This window comes from Vibrio sp. KMM 9700, assembly GCF_058545285.1.
Window position 1 is genome coordinate 43,582 of the sequence record NZ_CM178590.1, and the last position, 23,851, is coordinate 67,432.

General features: G+C 44.7%; 1 protein-coding gene. It reads right to left on the reverse strand.

Annotated elements, in window-relative coordinates:
- Positions 1-23,586, reverse strand: coding sequence for a retention module-containing protein (locus AC2VOY_RS11680; protein WP_491833684.1), 23,586 nt, complete (start codon positions 23,584-23,586; stop codon positions 1-3).
- Positions 23,587-23,851: the final 265 nt, after the last annotated feature.

The following is a 23,851-nucleotide window of genomic DNA, read 5'->3' on the forward strand; positions in this document are numbered from 1 at the left end:
TTAGCCATGTGGATTATGGAAGTTATTCTGATCAAAGATATGATTAATCATATCATTCGCCGAACTTGTATCCCCAGCATCAGATATATCCATACCCATGCCTGAGATATTTGCTTCTTCACCTTTACTTTGCTCAAGATCTTCAGTGGTTGTCGCGCCAGCTTTACCGACATCTGCCGCTTTACCATCTTCACCTTCACCTAGTACTTTATTGCCTTCAAAGAGTCTATCCATGCTCTCTTCTTTGGTTTCAGTATCTAGCATATCTAACATTTCACTGCCGATATTTGCCAATGGCTCAGATGTGCTCTCGCCATTAGAACCTTGTGCATTGGCTTGTTGTGCCAAGCTATCCCAGTCTAGATCTAAGGTGTCATAAGCTGCATCACCTGCGGACATTTGAGCAAAGGTTACATCGCCATCCTCTGTATCCAATGCATCTTGCTCATCTGCTAGCTCATCCTGCGCGTCAAAGTCAGCAAAATCCGTCATGTCTTGTTCAGCGTCTTGCTGATCTTGGACATCATCTTGCGCCGCGTTATCCGCTTGATCAGGTTTCGCATCCAGCTCAGCATCCGCCGTGCTATCTGTATCCGCTAGCTCATTGCCAAACTGCTGAGCATCTTGTGCATCAGTAACTTCTGCATGCTGCTCAAGAATTTGCGTAAAGCCTTGAAGCATAGCTTGTGGGTTGGTTTCCCCCTCAAGTGCTGCCACTTGCGCCGCAACCTCAGGGTTGGCTGCTAGGAAGTGATTGAAATCATCCACATCCATGCCTAGTACATCCGCCAAACCTTGCGCTGCATCATGAGCTTGCTCCGCCTCAATCTCTTGCGGTGCAACCTTGTCATCCGCAGCAGAGCTATTCGCTTGGTTCATCTGCGCGCTGACATCACGCTCAACACCTGTGGTGCTAAAGCCTGCCGCGTCAGACATGCTCACTGCTTTACTTTCAACAACTTGGCCTGTTACAGATTTAGTTGTTACTTGAACATTGCTCATCTCTGACATATCTGCCACATATGCATCGGCAACTTGATCTGCGCTGAGCACGACACTACCTGAATCCGTCACACTACCGATTGGATCTTGGTTTTGATCCACAAGTTGCGCGCCATCAAGATTCGACAACTCAATCGTAGTTTCATCAGCTGCCACACCCGCGGCAAGAAGTAAGGCCGCCAACGGCATAATACTTGCACTTTGCTGCGCTTGTGCTTGCTGCTGATTCATGCTCATGCGCTGCATTGAGATGCTCGCTGCGCTCATATCCATGCTTGCTTCAGAGACAGGCGCATTTGCCGTTTCTTCTTCCTCCGGATCTGGCACTTCATTGACGGTAATATCAATAACATCAGTATCTGTCATTGCGCCGCCTTCACCATTGTTACCATTATCATTGGTGGTCATGGTTAGGCTATCTTCACCGCTGTAATCTGGATCAGGTGTATATTCCACCCCACCACTTAGCAGATCATTCACCGCGTCGAGATCACCTTCAATTCTGATAGAGTTATCATCATTTTGAGTAATGGTCACGTTAGATGTATCGACACCATCAGGAATCGACAAGCTGCCGTGTGCAACACTCAAATCAACCGTGAATTTCTCGTTCGGATTTTCACCCGCATCGATATCGGAAATTTGCAGTGAGTCAATAATCACGCTGCCATTTTCATCGGTAACGATATTGTCTTCGCTGATAATGTTTTCAGGGCCATCATTGATTGGCGTGACATCAACATTAATCGTATTTTCTACGACATAATCAGACGATACACCGTTATCAAGACCTTGAATCGAAATATCAAGCTCGCCGTCCCAGTTGTCACTGTTGTTATCACCTGGGTGGAATTGAATCGTATCCAATGAAGAGCCTTCACTGATCACCGTCCAAGTGCCGTCACCGTTATCAACAACGCTGCCTTCTACGCCATCTGGTAAGCTTATTTCTGCGCCATCTGGCACGCCACTAATTTTGACTTGAATTTGCTCTGCGCCATATTCAGACACATTGTCCGCATTACCTTTATAGCCGTCAACATTATCATAACTGCTCGCACCAATGGTAAGGTCAATCACACTATTTTCGTCACCGCTAGCGGTTGTATCGATATTGGTGCTCACCTTGTCACCGACAGGATCTATATGGAAATCAAGTTCAATTTCTTTCGCGACTGAGTTATCTAATGAATCCTCTTTCGTATAAACGGTTAAAGTTAAGCTAAAGTCACCACTAAAATCTTTTGGCGGAATGACTTTAACATTAGATAAATCAAAGTCTTCTGCGCCATTATAGCCTGAAATAGCCCACACACCGTTACCGACGTTGGTTGCGCCTTGAATCGTAAAGCCATCTGGCACATCTGACAGAGCAATACCTGTGATGCTTTCAGAGCCATCCATATCTTGCAAACTACCAGTTAAGCCATCTAGGCTCACGCCTTGACCTTCAGAGCCGACGAAGGTTTCATCTGCCCCATCATAGTCAAGATCATCATTCACAGCTGTGACTTCAAAGCTAACCGTTGTTTCATACGAGCCAGAATCTGTCACGGTTTCGCCTGAAGTTTGATCAAAGATTGCTGTGTCTGTGATATCTGTCTTCACATTCAAGTCAACCTGACCACTGTAATCTGGGCTAGGTTGGAACTGAACATCCGATAACTCATCAGGGCCAAGCACCAATTCACTAACTAAATTACCATCTGCGTCAACGAAATAACCTTGACTTGGATCTACGCTAACAGTGACTTGGTCAATATTTTCTTGACCTTCTGTTTGACTGTCATCGTTATCCGCTAACATGATGCTCAAATCAAGTGATACGCGTCCATCTTCATAAGCGATGCCATCATAATGCTCATCTTCGCCATCGGTTGGTTGGTGATCATCATCTAGGCCGTGAGTGCCATTCACAATGACTTCAACTTCTGGGTGCTCATCTTCTAGATCACTATCATCTGCATCAGGATTCACCTGAATAGAGATGTTTTCCGTCACGCTGTTTGCATCACCACTATCTGGGTCAGTCACTACATACGTAATATCAACGTTAAAGTCACCCGCAAAGTCTTCTGGTAAGTTTAGATAAACATTTGATAAATCAACATTACCATTTTCATCAACTTCCACCGCTAAGACATACTCACCGGTATCGAAGTTAAAGTTCATACCATCAATGGTTGCGCCTGCTGGTAAGTCGCTTGCATCCACAACTAAAGTAAAGATATCGCCTTCACTTGAAATACCATCAGTATCGGTTCCAACATGTAGCACGTTATCTTGGATCTGCTGACCAAAATCAACCGCTTGATCTTCCGTGCCAGTAATGATGTAGCTGTCATCAACTTCGATTTCACCAGCAAGGTTACCATCTGACATGGTGTTATTTGAGAAATCTAGTGTGATGTCATCATCTGTCCAATACGGATTGCTCACATCGTGTTCAGTGCCATCACCGAGATCAACAACTCTTGCGTTAACCGAGATGTCAACTTGGCTATCAAAACCTTCTGGCGCAATGATACGGATGTCATCGAGATCACCTGTTAATGTCCAACTGCCATCACCATTGTTGATTGCGCCTGGAATATAGAAACCATCTGGCGTGCCATCTCCGTCATAATCTGGGAACATGGTGCCATCTGAGCTCATCACACTGTCTTGGTCGAAAGTAATGACAATTTTAACAACTTTTTCTTCACTAGAGTCATCACTGTTATTCCAGATGATACCAGCCGTTTCATCACCTTCATCAGTCACTGTATCGTTAGTGGTTAGGTGAATCACACCATTTTCATCACTAGTAACGTATTCTAATTCATTACCATCTGAATCTTGAACAATGAGCTGGCCATCTTCTTCAACTTTCGAAATGATGTTGACATCAAGCTCACCAGTAATCACTTTTTCATCGATAACATCTGAATCGATATCGGTATCTGTTACGGTCACATCTGTGGTTAAGTGTAAATCTTCATCACTATCTTCCGGAGCTTTAACGTAGATACCTGACTCTTTGGCTGCATCAAGCTGCGCATCCGTTAAAGTAATTGGGTTGCCATCACCTGGGATGATTTCATCACCCACTTTAAGCTCATAGCCTTCAGGTAAACCATTAATAGTTAAACCTGTGACTTCTTCACTCTGATCAGTAAATAGCGATGCAACGCTTTCACCATCCTCAAGTGGGTTCTGTGGATCTTCTAATGGATGTTTTGGATCCCAGTTAAGTTGTACCCATTCATCTTCATAACCTTCTGAGTTTAATGAGAAATCACCTGCATCAACCTCAGGCTCAACGTGAATAACTAGGTTATAATCGAAGTTTTTGGTTGCGCCATCATCTTCGGTTACGGTGATACGAATTGGTAACTCAATATCCGCATCACTATTCTCTGGTGGCGTAATGGTCACACCCGCTAAGGATTTTAGTGATACTTCATAAATTGGCTTACCTGCTTCGGTATAGCCGGTCAAGGTGCCAAAAATTGGCGAGCCATCAGGGCCGGTAAACGTCATTCCTTCTGGAATACCGGTAATCGCAAAACCAAGGCTTTCTGAGCCATCACCTGTAACTTCACCAGAACTAACTAAGAAGTCTAATGCTGCGCTCGTGTCTTCGGTAATCGTCGTCTCAATAGTTTTGCCATCTTCACTAAAGCCCCAATCAGAGTCATCAAAGGTAAACTCAGGCTCATCGACAACACCAACTAAGTCAACATCAACATCTTGTTTATCAAAACGATCCACATCTTGCACGCCAACCAGGTTGCCATTTTCATCAGTGATTTCTGCATCATCAACGACCATGCCTTCTACACTAAAGGTAAAGTCGGTGTTGCTATCCTCTGGTGGCAAGATATCGACGTTATCAAAATCATCATAACTGAAAATATATTCGCCATTTTTATCCGCTGACACCTCTTCACCATTGAGCCACACACTTGCGCCGTCTGGAATATTAGAAAGCACGACATAATAGCTTTCTGAGCCATCAGAGTTGTCGTCTTTTGGCGTCAAAGTGACTGTATTTGCTAAGTGAATAAATTCATCTTCATCGCCAACAATATACTGGGTGCGAATATCCACTTCATCACTATCTGGCATAACATTCACGATAATTTCTTGATGCTCAGAATCAGCGGTTTCATGGCCATCGACAAATGAGCCATTTTCCTGACTTTGGGCAAAGATATCGAGCTTGATATCACCACTAAAGTTATCTGCAGGATCAACTTGCAGTGAATCGATTGAATCGGCTGAAATTTTGTAATAACCATTTTCATCTGGTCCTTCCATACCGTTTGCAACGAGCTCACCTTCACCTTCGGTGATTTTGACAAAGTAGTAGAGATCTTCAGAGCCATCTGTATCTTGCAGATCAACTTCTACATTGATATGCGCATTGCCGCTGTCTTCGTCGACTTCATAATGCAAGTCGCTGTTATCAAGATCCCATGTTGGCGTATCTGCAATCCCATCGATTGTGATATTGAAGTTGCCGTTCAGATCTGTGCTCTCGCCTTTATCGTTAACAACTTCGATGTTGACGCCAAATTCGAGATCCCCGTTTATGGTTGAGAAATCTTCATCTGGAACAAAAGTGATCCCACTTAAATCATAAGTATGGCCATCGTCATTTAAGACAAAAGCATCTTCTGGGATAACTAAGTTGCCATCGCCATCAAGGCTTAGCTCGGTTTGATTGCCATTTTCATCGGTATAAACAAATGAGCCATGCATATCAGCAGGCGGCGTAATCGTCGCACTACCAATATTTTCAGCTTGGTCCATATCGCCAATGTCAACGCTCATATTGATTTCAATACCATCACGCGGCGAATCAATATTATCGTAATCATTTGGATCGCGACCGTCTTCTTCTTGACCTGAGCTGCTATCTACCGTGAGACTTGGTCCTTGGTCTTCAACTGTAACGGTAACCGTACTGGTATCCGTATCACCATCACCATCTGTGATAGTAAATGTGATATCTTCGCTGATTGGTCCATCTGTATGGTCTAAATCAGGGTTTGATTCAAAATAAACACGGCCTTCATCATTGATAAAGACATTACCCATTGTTTGGTTAGTGTCTTGATCTACGACTTCAAATGAATAATAAGTGCGATTATCTGGGCCTTTGACTTTTTCACCATCGGCTAATGGATACTCATCACCATCAATTGTAATCGAGGTGACTTTCGCATCATCCGCGCCTTCGCCACGGTTAATCAAGATATCTTGAATATCATCCGACGTTGCGTCACCTTCAACCATAGTTAAGATGATGTCTTTTGCGCTTGGCACGTCATCATTAATGGTAATAGGGATGTCGACTGTGTTACTTGCATCGCCATCATCATCCACACCAAAGACTGGGATATTGATGGTTAAGGATTCATCATTGCCAGCATCTTTGTCGTGATCAAGGTTGCCGGTTAAGGTAAAGGTGTATTCACCCGTCTCGACATTAAAATCAAGCGTGAAAATTTGTGAACCATCCGCCATACCTAAGTATTGACCTGTTGATTCATCAAATTCTAAGACAACTTGCTCACCATCTGAGGTTAATGTGCCTTGGTTGGCATCATTAAAGGCGTCTACATCCACTTCATAATGATTAACCGCGTCACTACCTGTATCCACATGGATTTGACCAGTTGCGGTTTCACCATCACCTTTAGGATTACTACCTTGGTGATTTTCGCCGCCGTTATCAATATCAGATTCACTCACAACAACACTGTCCGCACTTTCAATTACGAGATCAGCGCCATCATTAATAATCACTGTGACATTCGAAGCAGTATCGACATAGTCGCCATCTGTATCTTGGATCTGTACTGGGACATTAATACTTATTTGGTCACCATCAGTTTGAACAAAACCAGAATTATTACCACCTTGATGATCAATAGGTTGGAATTGCTCAATAGTGAAACTTACATCAACATCCGTTCCATTTGCATTCTGCGTCGCATCCATTGTAAAGGTTAAGACAGGGTTACCATTTTTATCAACGCCACTCAGCACACCTGTTGATTGATTAAAGCTAAAGCTAACATCTTCACCGCCTGCGGTTTTAATTTCAGCGTTAAGTTCATCAATCAGGCTAGTCATATCAGTTGGATCAATAGTAACTGTATCTGGGTCTAGACGATCTGCGCCGGCTTCAAAGACAACGCTACCGTCAGCTTCAACAGGATAACCAACTTCAGAACTTCCATCTGGATTTGTCTCGCCAGCTTCAGGAGTTAAATCCCCTTCCGTAATTTCTAAAATCTCATCCCCAACGGCGCCTGAGCCATCAAGACCATCATTGGTCGTAATGTTAAGCTGACCGTCAGTCACATCGCCATCATCATCAACGACTTGGACATTGATTTGAATTTGCTCATCATCATCTTGGTCGATAGATTGATATTGGGTTACTTGGTAATCACCGTTTTGATCGAGGTGAATATCCAATACAGGTTCGCCATTTTCATCTACCACGTTAATCGTGTTAGTGTCAGCATCAAGCGACCAAGTGGTTGGATAACCATTGGATGTTAAACTATCAAGCTGCGGCTGATCTTCTGTGATACGGATGTGATCAATCGCATCACTGTTGGTGATTAAATCAATATGCCCTTCACCATATGCAGCAGAGTCCCCTTCATCAAGATCATCTACCACTGCGCCAGTGTCTGTGCCAAAGGCTGGGTTTTCACCATCTTTGATATCTACATTAACTGTGATTGAGTTGTCATCGCCATCTGTATCTGTCACCAAGAATGGGAAGCTGATATTAATCTCATCACCATCTACGCTGACATAATCATTGCCTTCAAAGCCATCAAGGTGATCAAGTGGTCCATTTTGCTCCACATATGTCGTCACTTTGATGTCGCCGTCTTCAGTAAGCTCTGGCGTAAAGGTGAACTCAATTAAGGTGCTGCCATCAGCAAGGCTACCGGTTAAGGTCACTGTGCCATCATCCGCTTGAGTTTGAACAAAGCTTACTGGCTCGCCGTTTGAAGTCAGGTCGTTTAACAGAGCTAATGAATCAACTGCCGCAGGATCTGGTCTAAAGCTATCAAATTCTAAATCATTACCTGTGTGTTCTAGTGTGGTCGAGCTGTCACCTTTTACTGGATAAGCATTGCCTTCTTCGGCATTTTCTAAGTCACCTTCAGTAATAATGAGATCATCTGTGACATCTTGAGTTTCACCATCTTTGATTTCAATATGAATTGAACCTGTGGCCGTATCGCCATCAGCGTCAGTGCCTGAGACGCCAAGGTCAATTTTAGTCAAGTCATCAGAAGCATCTTGATCCAGTGGACGATCCAATGTGACGTTGTAACCACCTTGGTTATCAATGGTTACTGTCATCACAGAGTCACCATCAACTGTAGTCAAGGTCACTGTATCACCATTGACTGTATAGGTTGTGGCCTCGCCGTTTGAAGTCAGTCCATCTAGTGCAGGCTGTTCTTTATCAAACAGAACCTGATTCACTTCATCACTGCCGTGGTCAAAGACAATATTACCAGAATCGGTTACTTGACCGTCTTCTTCAGTGATGTAAACACCTGAATCATCACCAAAACTTGGATCTTGACCATCTTCAATGTTGATCGTGATATTCACGTTAGAATCATCACCATCTGTATCTGTGACAATCATTGGGACATTGATTTGCACTTGATCTTCAGCGATTGTAATGTAGTTACCATCAGTGTTATCGATGTGATCGATTGGCGCATGTTGGGTCACATCTGTAGTGATGGTCATGTCACCATTGTCACCGACACTTGGCGTAAACACGATATCAAGCGCTGGGCTATCATCTTCGAGTACACCAGAGATCACAATACTGCCATCGGCATTTTCTGTAATGGTGAAATCAATCGCCTGGCCGTTTGATTTTAAGCCGTCTAACTCAGATTCAAGTTGACCTTTGATTTGTGAATCAAGATGCAATGAATTTTCCACCAAGTCATCACTCGGTGAATCGATGACAGTTGTGCTGCTACCTTTTACTGGATACTCATTACCAGCTTCTGGATCTTCGGTATCACCTTCTGTGATTGTGACTTCGCCACGGCCGCCTTCGCTAACTTCACCATCGCTAATGCTGATGTGAATTTCACCTGTATCTGAGTCACCATCGGAGTCAGTTGCTGATACATTTAAGGTAAAGCTTGAGTTATTATCATCGCCATCCTCATCACTATCTTGGTCAATAGCACGCTCTTGTGTGACAGTGTAACTACCATCTTTTTCGATAGTTACCGTCATAACTACTTCAGGATCGCTACCATCCGTTGGCTTTGACATTAAGGTCAAGATTGAGCCAGAATCATCAACGATTACCTCAGTCGCTTCACCGTTTGAAGTAACGTTATCAAAAGTAGGCTGCTCCTTATCGAATTTGATGCTGTCGACATGGTCACTACCTTGGTCAAACTCAATTTCACCTTCAACTCTTTGTTCTTCATCCGTTTCAACAAGATGAACGCCGCCATTATCTGTGCCAAACTCTGGATTTTCACCATCTGTAATATTGACAGTAATATCAACAGCTACATCATCGCCATCAGTATCCGAGACAACAAATGGGAATTCAATAGAAAGCACATCATCAACAATAGAAACTAAATCATTACCTTCAAAGCCTTCAATTTCATCGATTGGACCATTTTGAGTAACACTTGTTTCGACGATTACATCGCCATCAGCAGTCACTGTTGGCGTAAAAGTAAACTCAATCAGAGGACTGTATTCACCTGTACTACCGGTAATATGCCATGCACCTGTCGGCTCACCATCAACAATTTCAGGCACAAAGTTAAAATCTATCTTCTCACCGTGAGAAGTAAGGTTTTCAACTATGCTCAAATCATCCATTTTCTCTTCATTCGGACGAAGTGTCGTCGGGTCGAGATCATCCGTGCCGTGTACAACAGTTACCGAGCTTGAGCCTGATACAGGATATCCGTTACCTTCAGCAGGATCTTGTAAATCACCTTCAGTAATGGTGACTTCATCGGTAGCACCTGTGCTATCTGCGTCACCTGTGCCTGTGCTATCTACGCCATCAGTGATATTGATGTGAATGGTGCCTGTATCTGAATCCCCATCCGCATCTGTGCCTGATACACCAAGCTCTAAGTTGGTGACATCATCAGCATCTTGATCAAGTGGTCGAGATTGGGTAACGGTGTAATTACCTTGATTATCAATGGTAACGGTTAACACTGGGTCGCCTGATTCGGTTTGCAGGATCAGTACGTTATCCAGTTGATTGCCATCGTCATCTTTACCGTAGACATATTCTGTGTTTTCACCATTTGACGTCAGATTTTCAAGGCTTGGTTGATTGCTATCGAACACAATCTCATTGACTTCATCACTGCCGTGATCAAAATCAATTGTACCGGTATCTGTTTGCGGGCCGTCATCAGTTTCGGTGAAGTTTACACCTGAGTCTTCGCCAAAGGTTGGGTTTTGACCATCAATGATATTCACACTGATGTTAACGGATGTTTCATCACCTTCGGTATCTGTCACGACGAGTGGCAAGTTAACTTGAATGCCATCATTCGCAATGGTGACATAAGAGCCAGATTCATTGATGTGATCAAGCGGCACACTCTGTTCTACATTTGTGGTGACAGTGAGGTTACCGTTGGCATCGACACTTGGCGTGAAGTTAATCGCAAGCGCTTCATCGCCTAAGATAGGATCGCCATTTGCATCTTCGCCTTCAACAAGGTGACCTACGATATTAATGCTGCCATCTGCATTTTGACTAATATCAAAATCAATATCTTGTCCATTAGAGGTTAAGCCATCTAGCTCAGTTTCTAATTGCTTAACTGCTGCTTCATCAATGTGCAATGAACTTTCAACCAAATCATTACTTGATGAATCAAGATGAGTTTCATTAGTACCAGAGACTGGGTATTCATTGCCTTTTTCAGGGTTTTCTGTATCCCCTTCAGTAATGGTCAGCGAATCATCAATATCTGCTGTATCTGTGTCTGTGATTTGAATATTGATCGAACCTTCAGCGGTATCGCCGTCGGCATCTGTCGCCGTCACGCCAAGATTAATGTTAGTTAAATCATCATCACCTTGGTCAATTGGCAGGTGCTGAGTAACTGTATAATCACCGTTATAGACACCATTTTCATCAGCCACCATGGTAATAGTTAATACCGGCTCACCACCTTCCGTTTGTAGAATAACGCTTGTACCGTTATTGATGACAGTGGTTTGCTCGCCATTCGAAGTAATACCAGCTAAATCACTTTCAGGGTGACTAAAGGTAATTTCGTGTACCGTATCACTGCCTTGATCGAAATCGATATGGCTGTCAATCGTTTGAGGCTCATCAGACTCAGTAATTTTCACGCCATCATCATCACCAAAACTTGGATTTTGACCATCGGCAATATTTACCGTGATATCCACATCACTTGGATCACCATCTGTATCCGTCACAACTAACGGCAGATCGATACTTAAGTTGTTACCATCTTCGCTGATGCTGATGTATTGGCCATTTTCCGCACTATCATGGTCAATTGGCAGGCTTTGATTGACATTAGTAGTAACCTCTAAGTCACCATTGTCATTCAGCTTAGATGTAAAGCTTATTTCAAGCACTTCATCGCCTTGTGAGCCATCCGCATTGACTAAGTGACCCACAACAGTTAAAGAGCCATCGCTTGGCTCGTCATCTTCTGGGGTGATGGTGAACACTATCTCTTGATCATCTGAGGTGAGACCGTTAAGTTCATCCATTAAAGCGGCGCGATCAGCCGAAGACATGGTCAATGATTCATCATCCATGTCATCACTTGGTGACGCTACGACAACAGAGCTTGAATTTGAGGCTGGGTAACCGCTCCACTCATCGTCGGCATTGTCTTGTAAATCACCTTCAACAATGCCTACAGAATCGGAAACATTACTCGGATTTGCACCATCTGTAATTTGGATGTTGATTGAGCCGTTTGCTGTGTCCCCATCGGCATCAGTACCTGATACGCCAAGGTTAATATCCGTTAGATCACTCGCATCTTGGTCAATCGCGCCATCTAAGACGACTTCATACTGACCTTGATTATCAATGTTGACCGTCAGAACCGGCTCTTGCCCATCCACGGTCACCAACATGATGGTATCGCCATCTACGATATATTCGGTTTTTTGGCCGTTTGAAGTAATACCCTCTAGGCTTGGCTGATTGTCATCAAACACGATATGGTTGACCGCGTCACTTCCGTGATCAAAATCAATCTGACCGGTTTCACTTTGCTCTTGGTCAGTTTCAGTGAACACAACCCCTGAATCCTCACCAAAGCTTGGGTTTTGGCCATCTTCGATGTTGATCGTGATATTCACATTGGAATTATCATCGTCTGTATCTGTAACAATCATAGGTACATTAATTTGCACCTGATCTTCAGCGATGGTGATAAAATTGCCGCCGCCATCGATATGATCGATTGGCGCACTTTGGGTAACATCCGTGGTGATGGTCATGTCACCATTGGCATCCACGCTTGGCGTAAATCGAATATCAAGCGCCGGCGTGCCGCCAGGCAAGACACCTGAAATCACAATGCTACCATCGCTATTTTCTGTGATGGTGAAATCAATCGCTTGACCATTTGATTTTAAGCCGTCTAGCTCAGAGACAAGTTGGGCTTTCACATCCGGATCAAAGTGAAGCGAGTCTTCGACCAAGTTATCACTTGGCGAGTCAATCACGGTTGAGCTGTTGCCATGCACAGGATAACTATTATCCGCCGCTGGATCTTCGGTGTCACCTTCGGTAATCGTCACTTCATCGCGACCACCTTCACTGACTTTGCCGTCATTGATTTGAATATTGATTGAGCCTTCAGCGGTATCGCCGTCAGCATCAGTGCCCGATACGCCAAGGTTAATATCCGTTAGATCACTTGCATCTTGGTCAATCGCACCATCTAAAGTAACTTGATAGTTGCCTTGGTTATCAATGGTCACAGTCAGCACAGGGTCGCCCGATACCGTTTGCAGGATCAGAACATTATTTAACTGATTACCATCTTCATCTGTGCCGTAAACATAGACAGTTTTCTCACCGTTTGAGGTAATGTCTTCTAGGCTTGGCTGATTTGCATCAAACACAATCTCATTGACTTCATCACTGCCGTGGTCAAAGTCAATCGAACTTTGGGCTGATTGTGATCCATCGGTTTCCGTGAATGTCACGCCGTTGTCTTCACCAAAGCTTGGATCTTGTCCATCGGCAATGTTGACTTGGATATTAACCGAACTGTCATCACCATCTGTGTCTGTGACCACCAATGGCAAGTTAATTTGAACATTATCCTCGGCAACCGTAATGAAGGTTCCGTCCGCACTGTCATGATCGATTGGCAAGCTTTGCAACACGTCTGTGGTCACCGTCATGTCACCATTGGCATTCACACTTGGGGTGAACGTAATCGACAAGGCTTCATCACCTTGGCTGCCATCGTCATTGACTAAGTGACCAACAATGTTGATCTCACCCGTTTCAGTATTTTGCGTGATGGTAAAATCAATTTCTTGATCGTTTGACGTCAGCTGATCTAAGTCAGACTTCAATTGCGTGAGGGCCGCATCATCGATATGCAGTGAATTCTCGACCAAATCATCACTTGGTGAGTCCACAACGACAGAGTTTGAGCCTTCCACTGGGTATGCATTACCTGCCGCAGGATCTTCAGTATCGCCTTCCGTAATGTTTACCACATTACCTGCACCTGGGTCTGAGCCGTCAGGTACGTCAATGCCAGGTGAAACCGCACCATCGTTGATTTGGATATTGATCGAGCCTTCAGCGGTATCGCCGTCGGCATCAGTGCCCGATACGCCAAGGTTAATGTCGGTTAGATCACTCGCATCTTGGTCAATCGCGCCATCTAAGACCACTTCATACTGACCTTGATTATCAATGTTCACCGTCAGAACCGGCTCTTGCCCATCCACGGTCACCAACATGATGGTATCACCATCTACGATATATTCAGTTTTTTGGCCGTTTGAAGTAATACCCTCTAGGCTTGGCTGATTGTCATCAAACACGATATGGTTGACCGAGTCACTGCCATGGTCAAAATCAATCTGACCGGTTTCGCTTTGCTCTTGGTCGGTTTCAGTGAACTCAACCCCTGAATCCTCACCAAAGCTTGGGTTTTGGCCATCTTCGATGTTGATGGTGATATTCACATTGGAATTATCATCGTCTGTATCTGTAACAATCATAGGTACATTAATTTGCACCTGATCTTCAGCGATGGTGATAAAATTGCCGCCGCCATCGATATGATCAATTGGCGCACTTTGAGTCACATCCGTGGTGATAGTCATGTCACCATTGGCATCCACGCTTGGCGTAAATCGAATATCAAGCGCCGGTGTGCCGCCAGGCAAGACACCTGAAATAGCAATGCTGCCATCGCTATTTTCTGTGATGGTGAAATCAATCGCTTGACCGTTTGATTTTAAGCCGTCTAGCTCAGATTCAAGTTGGGCTTTCACGTCCGCATCAAAGTGAAGCGAGTCTTCGACCAAGTTATCACTTGGCGAATCAATCACAGTTGAGCTGTTGCCATGCACAGGATAACCATTGCCCGCAGCAGGATCTTCGGTGTCGCCTTCGGTAATCGTCACTTCATCGCGACCACCTTCACTGACTTTGCCGTCATTGATTTGAATATTGATCGAGCCTTCAGCGGTATCGCCGTCAGCATCAGTGCCCGATACGCCAAGGTTAATATCCGTTAGATCACTTGCATCTTGGTCAATCGCACCATCTAAAGTAACTTGATAGTTGCCTTGGTTATCAATGGTCACAGTCAGCACAGGGTCGCCCGATACCGTTTGAAGGATCAGAACATTATTTAACTGATTACCATCTTCATCTGTGCCGTAAACATAGACAGTTTTCTCACCGTTTGAGGTAATGCCTTCTAAGCTTGGCTGATTTGCATCAAACACAATCTCATTGACTTCATCACTGCCGTGGTCAAAATCAATCGAACTTTGGGCTGATTGTGATCCATCGGTTTCCGTGAATGTCACGCCGTTGTCTTCACCAAAGCTTGGATCTTGTCCATCGGCAATGTTGACTTGGATATTAACCGAACTGTCATCACCATCTGTGTCTGTGACCACCAATGGCAAGTTAATTTGAACATTATCCCCGGCAACCGTAATGAAGGTTCCGTCGGCACTGTCATGATCGATTGGCAAGCTTTGCAACACGTCTGTGGTCACCGTCATGTCACCATTGGCATTCACACTTGGGGTGAACGTAATCGCCAAGGCTTCATCACCTTGGCTGCCATCGTCATTGACTAAGTGACCAACAATGTTGATCTCACCCGTTTCAGTATTTTGCGTGATGGTAAAATCAATTTCTTGATCGTTTGACGTCAGCTGATCTAAGTCAGACTTCAATTGCGTGAGGGCCGCATCATCGATATGCAGTGAATTCTCGACCAAATCATCACTTGGTGAGTCCACAACGACAGAGTTTGAGCCTTCCACTGGGTATGCATTACCTGCCGCAGGATCTTCAGTATCGCCTTCCGTAATGTTTACCACATTACCTGCATCTGGATCTGAGCCGTCAGGTACGTCAATGCCAGGTGAAACCGCACCATCGTTGATTTGAATATTGATCGAGCCTTCAGCGGTATCGCCATCAGCGTCTGTACCTGATACACCTAAGTTAATATCCGTTAGATCACTCGCATCTTGGTCAATCGCGCCATCTAAGACCACTTCATATTGACCTTGATTATCAATGTTGACCGTCAGAACCGGCTCTTGCCCATCCACGGTCACCAACATGATGGTATCACCATCTACGATATATTCGGTTTTTTGGCCGTTTGAAGTAATGCCGTCAAGACTTGGCTGATTGTCATCAAACACGATATGGTTGACCGCGTCACTGCCGTGATCAAAATCAATCTGACCGGTTTCACTTTGCTCTTGGTCAGTTTCAGTGAACTCAACCCCTGAATCCTCACCAAAGCTTGGATCTTGGCCATCTTCGATGTTGATGGTGATGTTAACGTTTGAGTTGTCACCATCCGTATCGGTAACGATCATCGGCACATTGATTTGCACCTGATCTTCAGCGATGGTGATAAAATTGCCGCCGCCATCGATATGATCGATAGGCGCACTTTGGGTCACATCCGTGGTGATGGTCATGTCACCATTGGCATCCACGCTTGGCGTAAATCGAATATCAAGCGCCGGTGTGCCGCCAGGCAAGACACCTGAAATATCAATGCTGCCATCGCTATTTTCTGTGATGGTGAAATCAATCGCTTGACCGTTTGATTCTAAGCCGTCTAGCTCAGAGACAAGTTGGGCTTTCACGTCCGGATCAAAATGGAGCGAGTCTTCGACTAGATCATCACTTGGCGAATCAATCAGGGTGGAGCTGTTGCCATGCACAGGATAACCATTGCCCGCAGCAGGATCTTCGGTGTCGCCTTCGGTAATCGTCACTTCATCGCGACCACCTTCACTGACTTTGCCGTCATTGATTTGAATATTGATCGAGCCTTCAGCGGTATCGCCGTCAGCATCAGTGCCCGATACGCCAAGGTTAATATCCGTTAGATCACTTGCATCTTGGTCAATCGCACCATCTAAAGTAACTTGATAGTTGCCTTGGTTATCAATGGTCACAGTCAGCACAGGGTCGCCCGATACCGTTTGCAGGATAATTTCTGAGCCATTGACCACATACTCAGTCGCTTCACCGTTTGAGGTGATGTCTTCTAGGCTTGGCTGATTTGCATCAAACACAATCTCATTGACTTCATCACTGCCGTGGTCAAAATCAATCGAACTTTGGGCTGATTGTGATCCATCGGTTTCCGTGAATGTCACGCCGTTGTCTTCACCAAAGCTTGGATCTTGTCCATCGGCAATGTTGACTTGGATATTAACCGAACTGTCATCACCATCTGTGTCTGTGACCACCAATGGCAAGTTAATTTGAACATTATCCCCGGCAACCGTAATGAAGGTTCCGTCGGCACTGTCATGATCGATTGGCAAGCTTTGCAACACGTCTGTGGTCACCGTCATGTCACCATTGGCATTCACACTTGGGGTGAACGTAATCGCCAAGGCTTCATCACCTTGGCTGCCATCGTCATTGACTAAGTGACCAACAATGTTGATCTCACCCGTTTCAGTATTTTGCGTGATGGTAAAATCAATTTCTTGATCGTTTGACGTCAGCTGATCTAAGTCAGACTTCAATTGCGTGAGGGCCGCATCATCGATATGCAGTGAATTCTCGACCAAATCATCACTTGGTGAGTCCACAACGACAGAGTTTGAGCCTTCCACTGGGTATGCATTACCTGCCGCAGGATCTTCAGTATCGCCTTCCGTAATGTTTACCACATTGCCTGCATCTGGGTCTGATCCGTCAGGTACGTCAATGCCAGGTGAAACCGCACCATCATTGATTTGAATATTGATTGAGCCGTTTGCTGTGTCCCCATCGGCATCAGTACCCGATACGCCAAGGTTAATATCCGTTAGATCACTCGCATCTTGGTCAATCGCGCCATCTAAGACCACTTCATATTGACCTTGATTATCAATGTTGACCGTCAGAACCGGCTCTTGCCCATCCACGGTCACCAACATGATGGTATCACCATCTACGATATATTCGGTTTTTTGGCCGTTTGAAGTAATGCCGTCAAGGCTTGGCTGATTGTCATCAAACACGATATGGTTGACCGCGTCACTGCCGTGATCAAAATCAATCTGACCAGTTTCGCTTTGCTCTTGGTCGGTTTCAGTGAACACAACCCCAGAATCCTCACCAAAGCTTGGGTTTTGCCCATCTTCAATGTTGATCGTAATGTTGACATTTGAGTTATCACCATCGGTATCGGTAACGATCATCGGCACATTGATTTGCACTTGATCTTCAGCGATGGTGATAAAATTGCCGTTGCCATCGATATGATCGATTGGCGCACTTTGGGTCACATCCGTGGTGATGGTCATGTCACCATTGGCATCCACGCTTGGCGTAAATCGAATATCAAGCGCGGGTGTGCCGCCAGGCAAGACACCTGAAATATCAATGCTGCCATCGCTATTTTCTGTGATGGTGAAATCAATTGCTTGACCGTTTGATTTTAAGCCGTCTAGCTCAGATACAAGTTGGGCTTTCACGTCCGGATCAAAGTGAAGCGAGTCTTCCACCAAGTTATCACTTGGCGAGTCAATCAGGGTGGAGCTGTTGCCATGCACCGGATAACCATTGCCTGCCGCTGGCTCTTCGGTGTCACCTTCGGTAATCGTCACTTCATCGCGACCACCTTCACTGACTTTGCCGTCATTGATTTGAATATTGATCGAGCCTTCAGCGGTATCGCCGTCGGCATCAGTGCCCGATACGCCAAGGTTAATGTCAGTTAGATCACTCGCATCTTGATCAATCGCGCCATCTAAGACGACTTCATATTGACCTTGATTATCAATGTTCACCGTCAAAACCGGCTCTTGCCCATCAACTGTCACCAACATGATGGTATCGCCATCTACGATATATTCGGTTTTTTGGCCGTTTGAAGTAATACCCTCTAGGCTTGGCTGATTGTCATCAAACACGATATGGTTGACCGCGTCACTGCCATGGTCAAAATCAATCTGACCGGTTTCACTTTGCTCTTGGTCAGTTTCAGTGAACACAACCCCAGAATCCTCACCAAAACTTGGGTTTTGGCCATCTTCAATGTTGATCGTGATATTCACATTGGAATTATCATCGTCTGTATCTGTAACAATCATAGGTACATTAATTTGCACCTGATCATCTGCGATGGTAATAAAATTGCCGCCGCCATCGATATGATCGATTGGCGCACTTTGGGTCACATCCGTGGTGATGGTCATGTCACCATTGACATCCACGCTTGGCGTAAATCGAATATCAAGCGCCGGTGTGCCGCCAGGCAAGACACCTGAAATATCAATGCTGCCATCGCTATTTTCTGTGATGGTGAAATCAATCGCTTGACCGTTTGATTTTAAGCCGTCTAGCTCAGATACAAGTTGGGCTTTCACGTCCGGATCGAAGTGAAGCGAGTCTTCGACGAGATCATCACTTGGCGAGTCAATCACAATTGAGCTGTTGCCGTGCACTGGATAACCATTGCCCGCAGCAGGATCTTCGGTGTCGCCTTCGGTAATCGTCACTTCATCACGACCCCCTGGGCTCACTTCACCATCATTGATTTGAATATTGATTGAGCCGTTTGCTGTGTCCCCATCGGCATCAGTACCCGATACGCCAAGGTTAATGTCGGTTAGATCACTCGCATCTTGGTCAATCGCGCCATCTAAGACGACTTCATACTGACCTTGATTATCAATGTTGACCGTCAGAACCGGCTCTTGCCCATCCACGGTCACCAACATGATAGTATCGCCATCTACGATATATTCAGTTTTTTGGCCGTTTGAAGTAATACCCTCTAGGCTTGGCTGATTGTCATCAAACACGATATGGTTGACCGCGTCACTGCCGTGATCAAAATCAATCTGACCGGTTTCACTTTGCTCTTGGTCGGTTTCAGTGAACACAACCCCAGAATCCTCACCAAAGCTTGGGTTTTGGCCATCTTCAATGTTGATCGTGATATTCACATTGGAATTATCATCGTCTGTATCTGTAACAATCATAGGTACATTAATTTGCACCTGATCATCAGCGATGGTAATAAAATTGCCGCCGCCATCGATATGATCGATTGGCGCACTTTGGGTCACATCCGTGGTGATGGTCATGTCACCATTGGCATCCACGCTTGGCGTAAATCGAATATCAAGCGCCGGTGTGCCACCAGGCAAGACACCTGAAATATCAATGCTGCCATCGCTATTTTCTGTGATGGTGAAATCAATTGCTTGACCGTTTGATTTTAAGCCGTCTAGCTCAGATACAAGTTGGGCTTTCACGTCCGGATCAAAGTGAAGCGAGTCTTCCACCAAGTTATCACTTGGCGAGTCAATCAGGGTGGAGCTGTTGCCATGCACCGGATAACCATTGCCTGCCGCTGGCTCTTCGGTGTCACCTTCGGTAATCGTCACTTCATCGCGACCACCTTCACTGACTTTGCCGTCATTGATTTGAATATTGATCGAACCTTCAGCGATATCGCCATCGGCATCAGTGCCCGATACGCCAAGGTTAATATCCGTTAGATCACTCGCATCTTGGTCAATCGCGCCATCTAAGACCACTTCATATTGACCTTGATTATCAATGTTCACCGTCAGAACCGGCTCTTGCCCATCCACGGTCACCAACATGATGGTATCACCATCTACGATATATTCAGTTTTTTGGCCGTTTGAAGTAATGCCTTCAAGACTTGGTTGATTGTCATCAAACACGATATGGTTGACCGCGTCACTGCCGTGATCAAAATCAATCTGACCGGTTTCACTTTGCTCTTGGTCAGTTTCAGTGAACACAACCCCTGAATCCTCACCAAAGCTTGGATCTTGGCCATCTTCAATGTTGATCGTAATGTTGACATTTGAGTTGTCACCATCCGTATCGGTAACGATCATCGGCACATTGATTTGCACCTGATCTTCAGCGATGGTGATAAAATTGCCGCCGCCATCGATATGATCGATAGGCGCACTTTGGGTCACATCCGTGGTGATCGTCATGTCACCATTGGCATCCACGCTTGGCGTAAATCGAATATCAAGCGCGGGTGTGCCGCCAGGCAAGACACCTGAAATATCAATGCTGCCATCGCTATTTTCTGTGATGGTGAAATCAATCGCTTGACCGTTTGATTTTAAGCCGTCTAGCTCAGAGACAAGTTGGGCTTTCACGTCCGGATCAAAGTGAAGCGAGTCTTCGACGAGATCATCACTTGGCGAGTCAATCAGGGTGGAGCTGTTGCCATGCACAGGATAACCATTGCCTGCCGCTGGATCTTCGGTGTCACCTTCGGTAATCGTCACTTCATCGCGACCACCTTCACTGACTTTGCCGTCATTGATTTGAATATTGATCGAGCCTTCAGCGGTATCGCCGTCGGCATCAGTGCCCGATACGCCAAGGTTAATGTCAGTTAGATCACTCGCATCTTGATCAATCGCGCCATCTAAGACGACTTCATATTGACCTTGATTATCAATGTTCACCGTCAAAACCGGCTCTTGCCCATCAACTGTCACCAACATGATGGTATCACCATCTACGATATATTCGGTTTTTTGGCCGTTTGAAGTAATACCCTCTAGGCTTGGCTGATTGTCATCAAACACGATATGGTTGACCGCGTCACTGCCATGGTCAAAATCAATCTGACCGGTTTCACTTTGCTCTTGGTCAGTTTCAGTGAACACAACCCCAGAATCCTCACCAAAGCTTGGATCTTGACCATCGGCAATGTTAACTTGCATATTAACGCTTGAGTCATCACCATCTGTATCGGTCACAACTAAAGGTAAGTTTATTTGGATGCCATCATCGGCAATAGTGATGTATGAACCTGATTCATCGAGATGATCTAAAGGCTGACTTTGCAACACATCAGTGGTCACAGTCATGTCACCATTAGCATCAACACTTGGCGTGAAGTTTATTTCAAGCGCAGGTGTGCCGTCAGCAAGTTGACCACTAATGTTAATTGTGCCATCGCTATTTTGCGTAATCGTAAAGTCAATCGCTTGGCCGTTGGAGGTTAAGCTATCTAACTCTGATTCAAGTTGCGTCAAAGCGGCATCATCAACATGCAATGAGTTTTCGACTAAATCATCGCTTGGCGAGTCGACTAAGACAGAGTTAGAGCCACTTACTGGGTATGCATTACCTGCGGCAGGGTCTTCGGTATCCCCTTCAGTGATATTTACAATGTTACCTGCATCCGGATCAGAACCGTCAGGTACATCAATACCAGGTGAATTTTCACCATCGGCAATATCAATATGGATCGATCCTGTGGTGTTATCTCCATCAAAGTCAGTGCCGTTAACACCTAACTCTAGATTTAAAATATCATCTGCATCTTGATCAACAGGGCCAGTAACCGTGACGGCATACGATCCATCAACATTGATTTCAATGGTTAGAATTGTATCGCCATTATGGTCCGTTACGGTTGCTAAATTGCCATCGATTTGATATTCAGTTGCTTGACCATTACTGGTAATCGCGGCAAGATCAGGTTGATTCTCATTGAAAACCAAAGTTTCAAGGTCATCACTCCCCAAATCAATATCAAGTTGACCTTCAATGGTTTGACCTTGATTATCGGTTTCATTAATTGAAACACCTGTATCATCACCAAATTCAGGATTCGCACCATCAAAAATACCGACGCCAATGTTGATTGGGTCATTGATGTCATTGCCACCAATATCGCTACCAGAAACAGGGAAGTTAATGTGGATTTCATCTCCAACATTCGTCACCATGCCTGTATTGTCACCACCTTGAATGTGATCCAGTGGTTTTTCCATTGTTGTGGTAACGATAAGATTAATATTGCCTTGATCGCCTTCTACGAAATCAAGATCAATCGTGACGACCGTTTCACCATCTTGCATACCTATGATGGTGCTTGTCGTTTCATCATACGTGAATTCAACCGGACGCCCAGAAGAAGTCACTTCATTATTTAGCTCATCAAGCAAAGAGGTTAAGGCTTCATCAGGGATATAGAAGCTTTCTGGATCAAGTGGCAAGGTGCCTGATTCAATTTCTACTGTTTGTGAGTTTTCAACTGGATAACCATTGCTTGCATCAAAATCGCCTTCAACGATATCCATTTCAAGCGCTTCACCACCACGTGCACGGATAATAACTGTTTCGTCATCCTCTTCAGGACGATCCGTCTGATAAGCGGTTTCAAAGCCAGCTTGTGCAAGCGTTGCATCGCCATCATAATCAATGGTAACGAATAAGTTATTCGATGAACCAGCTGCAGCGATACCTGCTGCGGCTTCAGGCGCAACTTGCGTCGGATCTTCACCTGCTAAAATGGCTTGTTGAATTTGTTCAATCTGAGCAAGATCGCTTGGATCTAAGTTAAGACCAGCAAATGGGTTATTCCCATCTTCAGCAACGCCTGCTGCACTGGCCTCAAAAATCTTGGTTGGATCTTCGCCTGCTAAAATTTGCTGTTGAAGTGCTGCGACTAAGTCTTGATTAAAGCTTGTTTGCTCTGCTTGATCAGGATTTAATTGGACCTGCTGACCAAGTGGCACAGCTTTGAGTTCACCGTTTTGACTGATAACAACGCATTGAACGCAGTTTCCGTTTTGATCAATTGCCTGTACTTGCTCCCCTGCTTTGACAGACACTTGGCTTTCTGGGTTTATCAGTAATACGTCATCCGTTGACATTTGATAAGCGGCTTTGACAGCAATGATAGCTTTATCAGCTTGGGCGATAAAAGCTACACCACTTTCAACTTGGACTTCAACAACGCTTGGCGTCGGCGCTTCATTTGGATTTTTCATAGACAACTCAACTTGGTCACATTTACTTCAACAATGGAATTTTACTAATTTATGTAGGATACAACTTTCAGGAATGCTTACCTAAGAAGGTAATAGAAGGCGAATTTGTACCACTAAACTAATGAAATACTTAACTTTAACAAATCATACAGTTTCAAAGGTTATATATAATATATTCAGTATAGTGATATTTTTATTAATTTGGTGCACTTGCGCACTAAGTTTAAATGTCAAAGAAGGCTAAATACATTAAAACTGAATAATT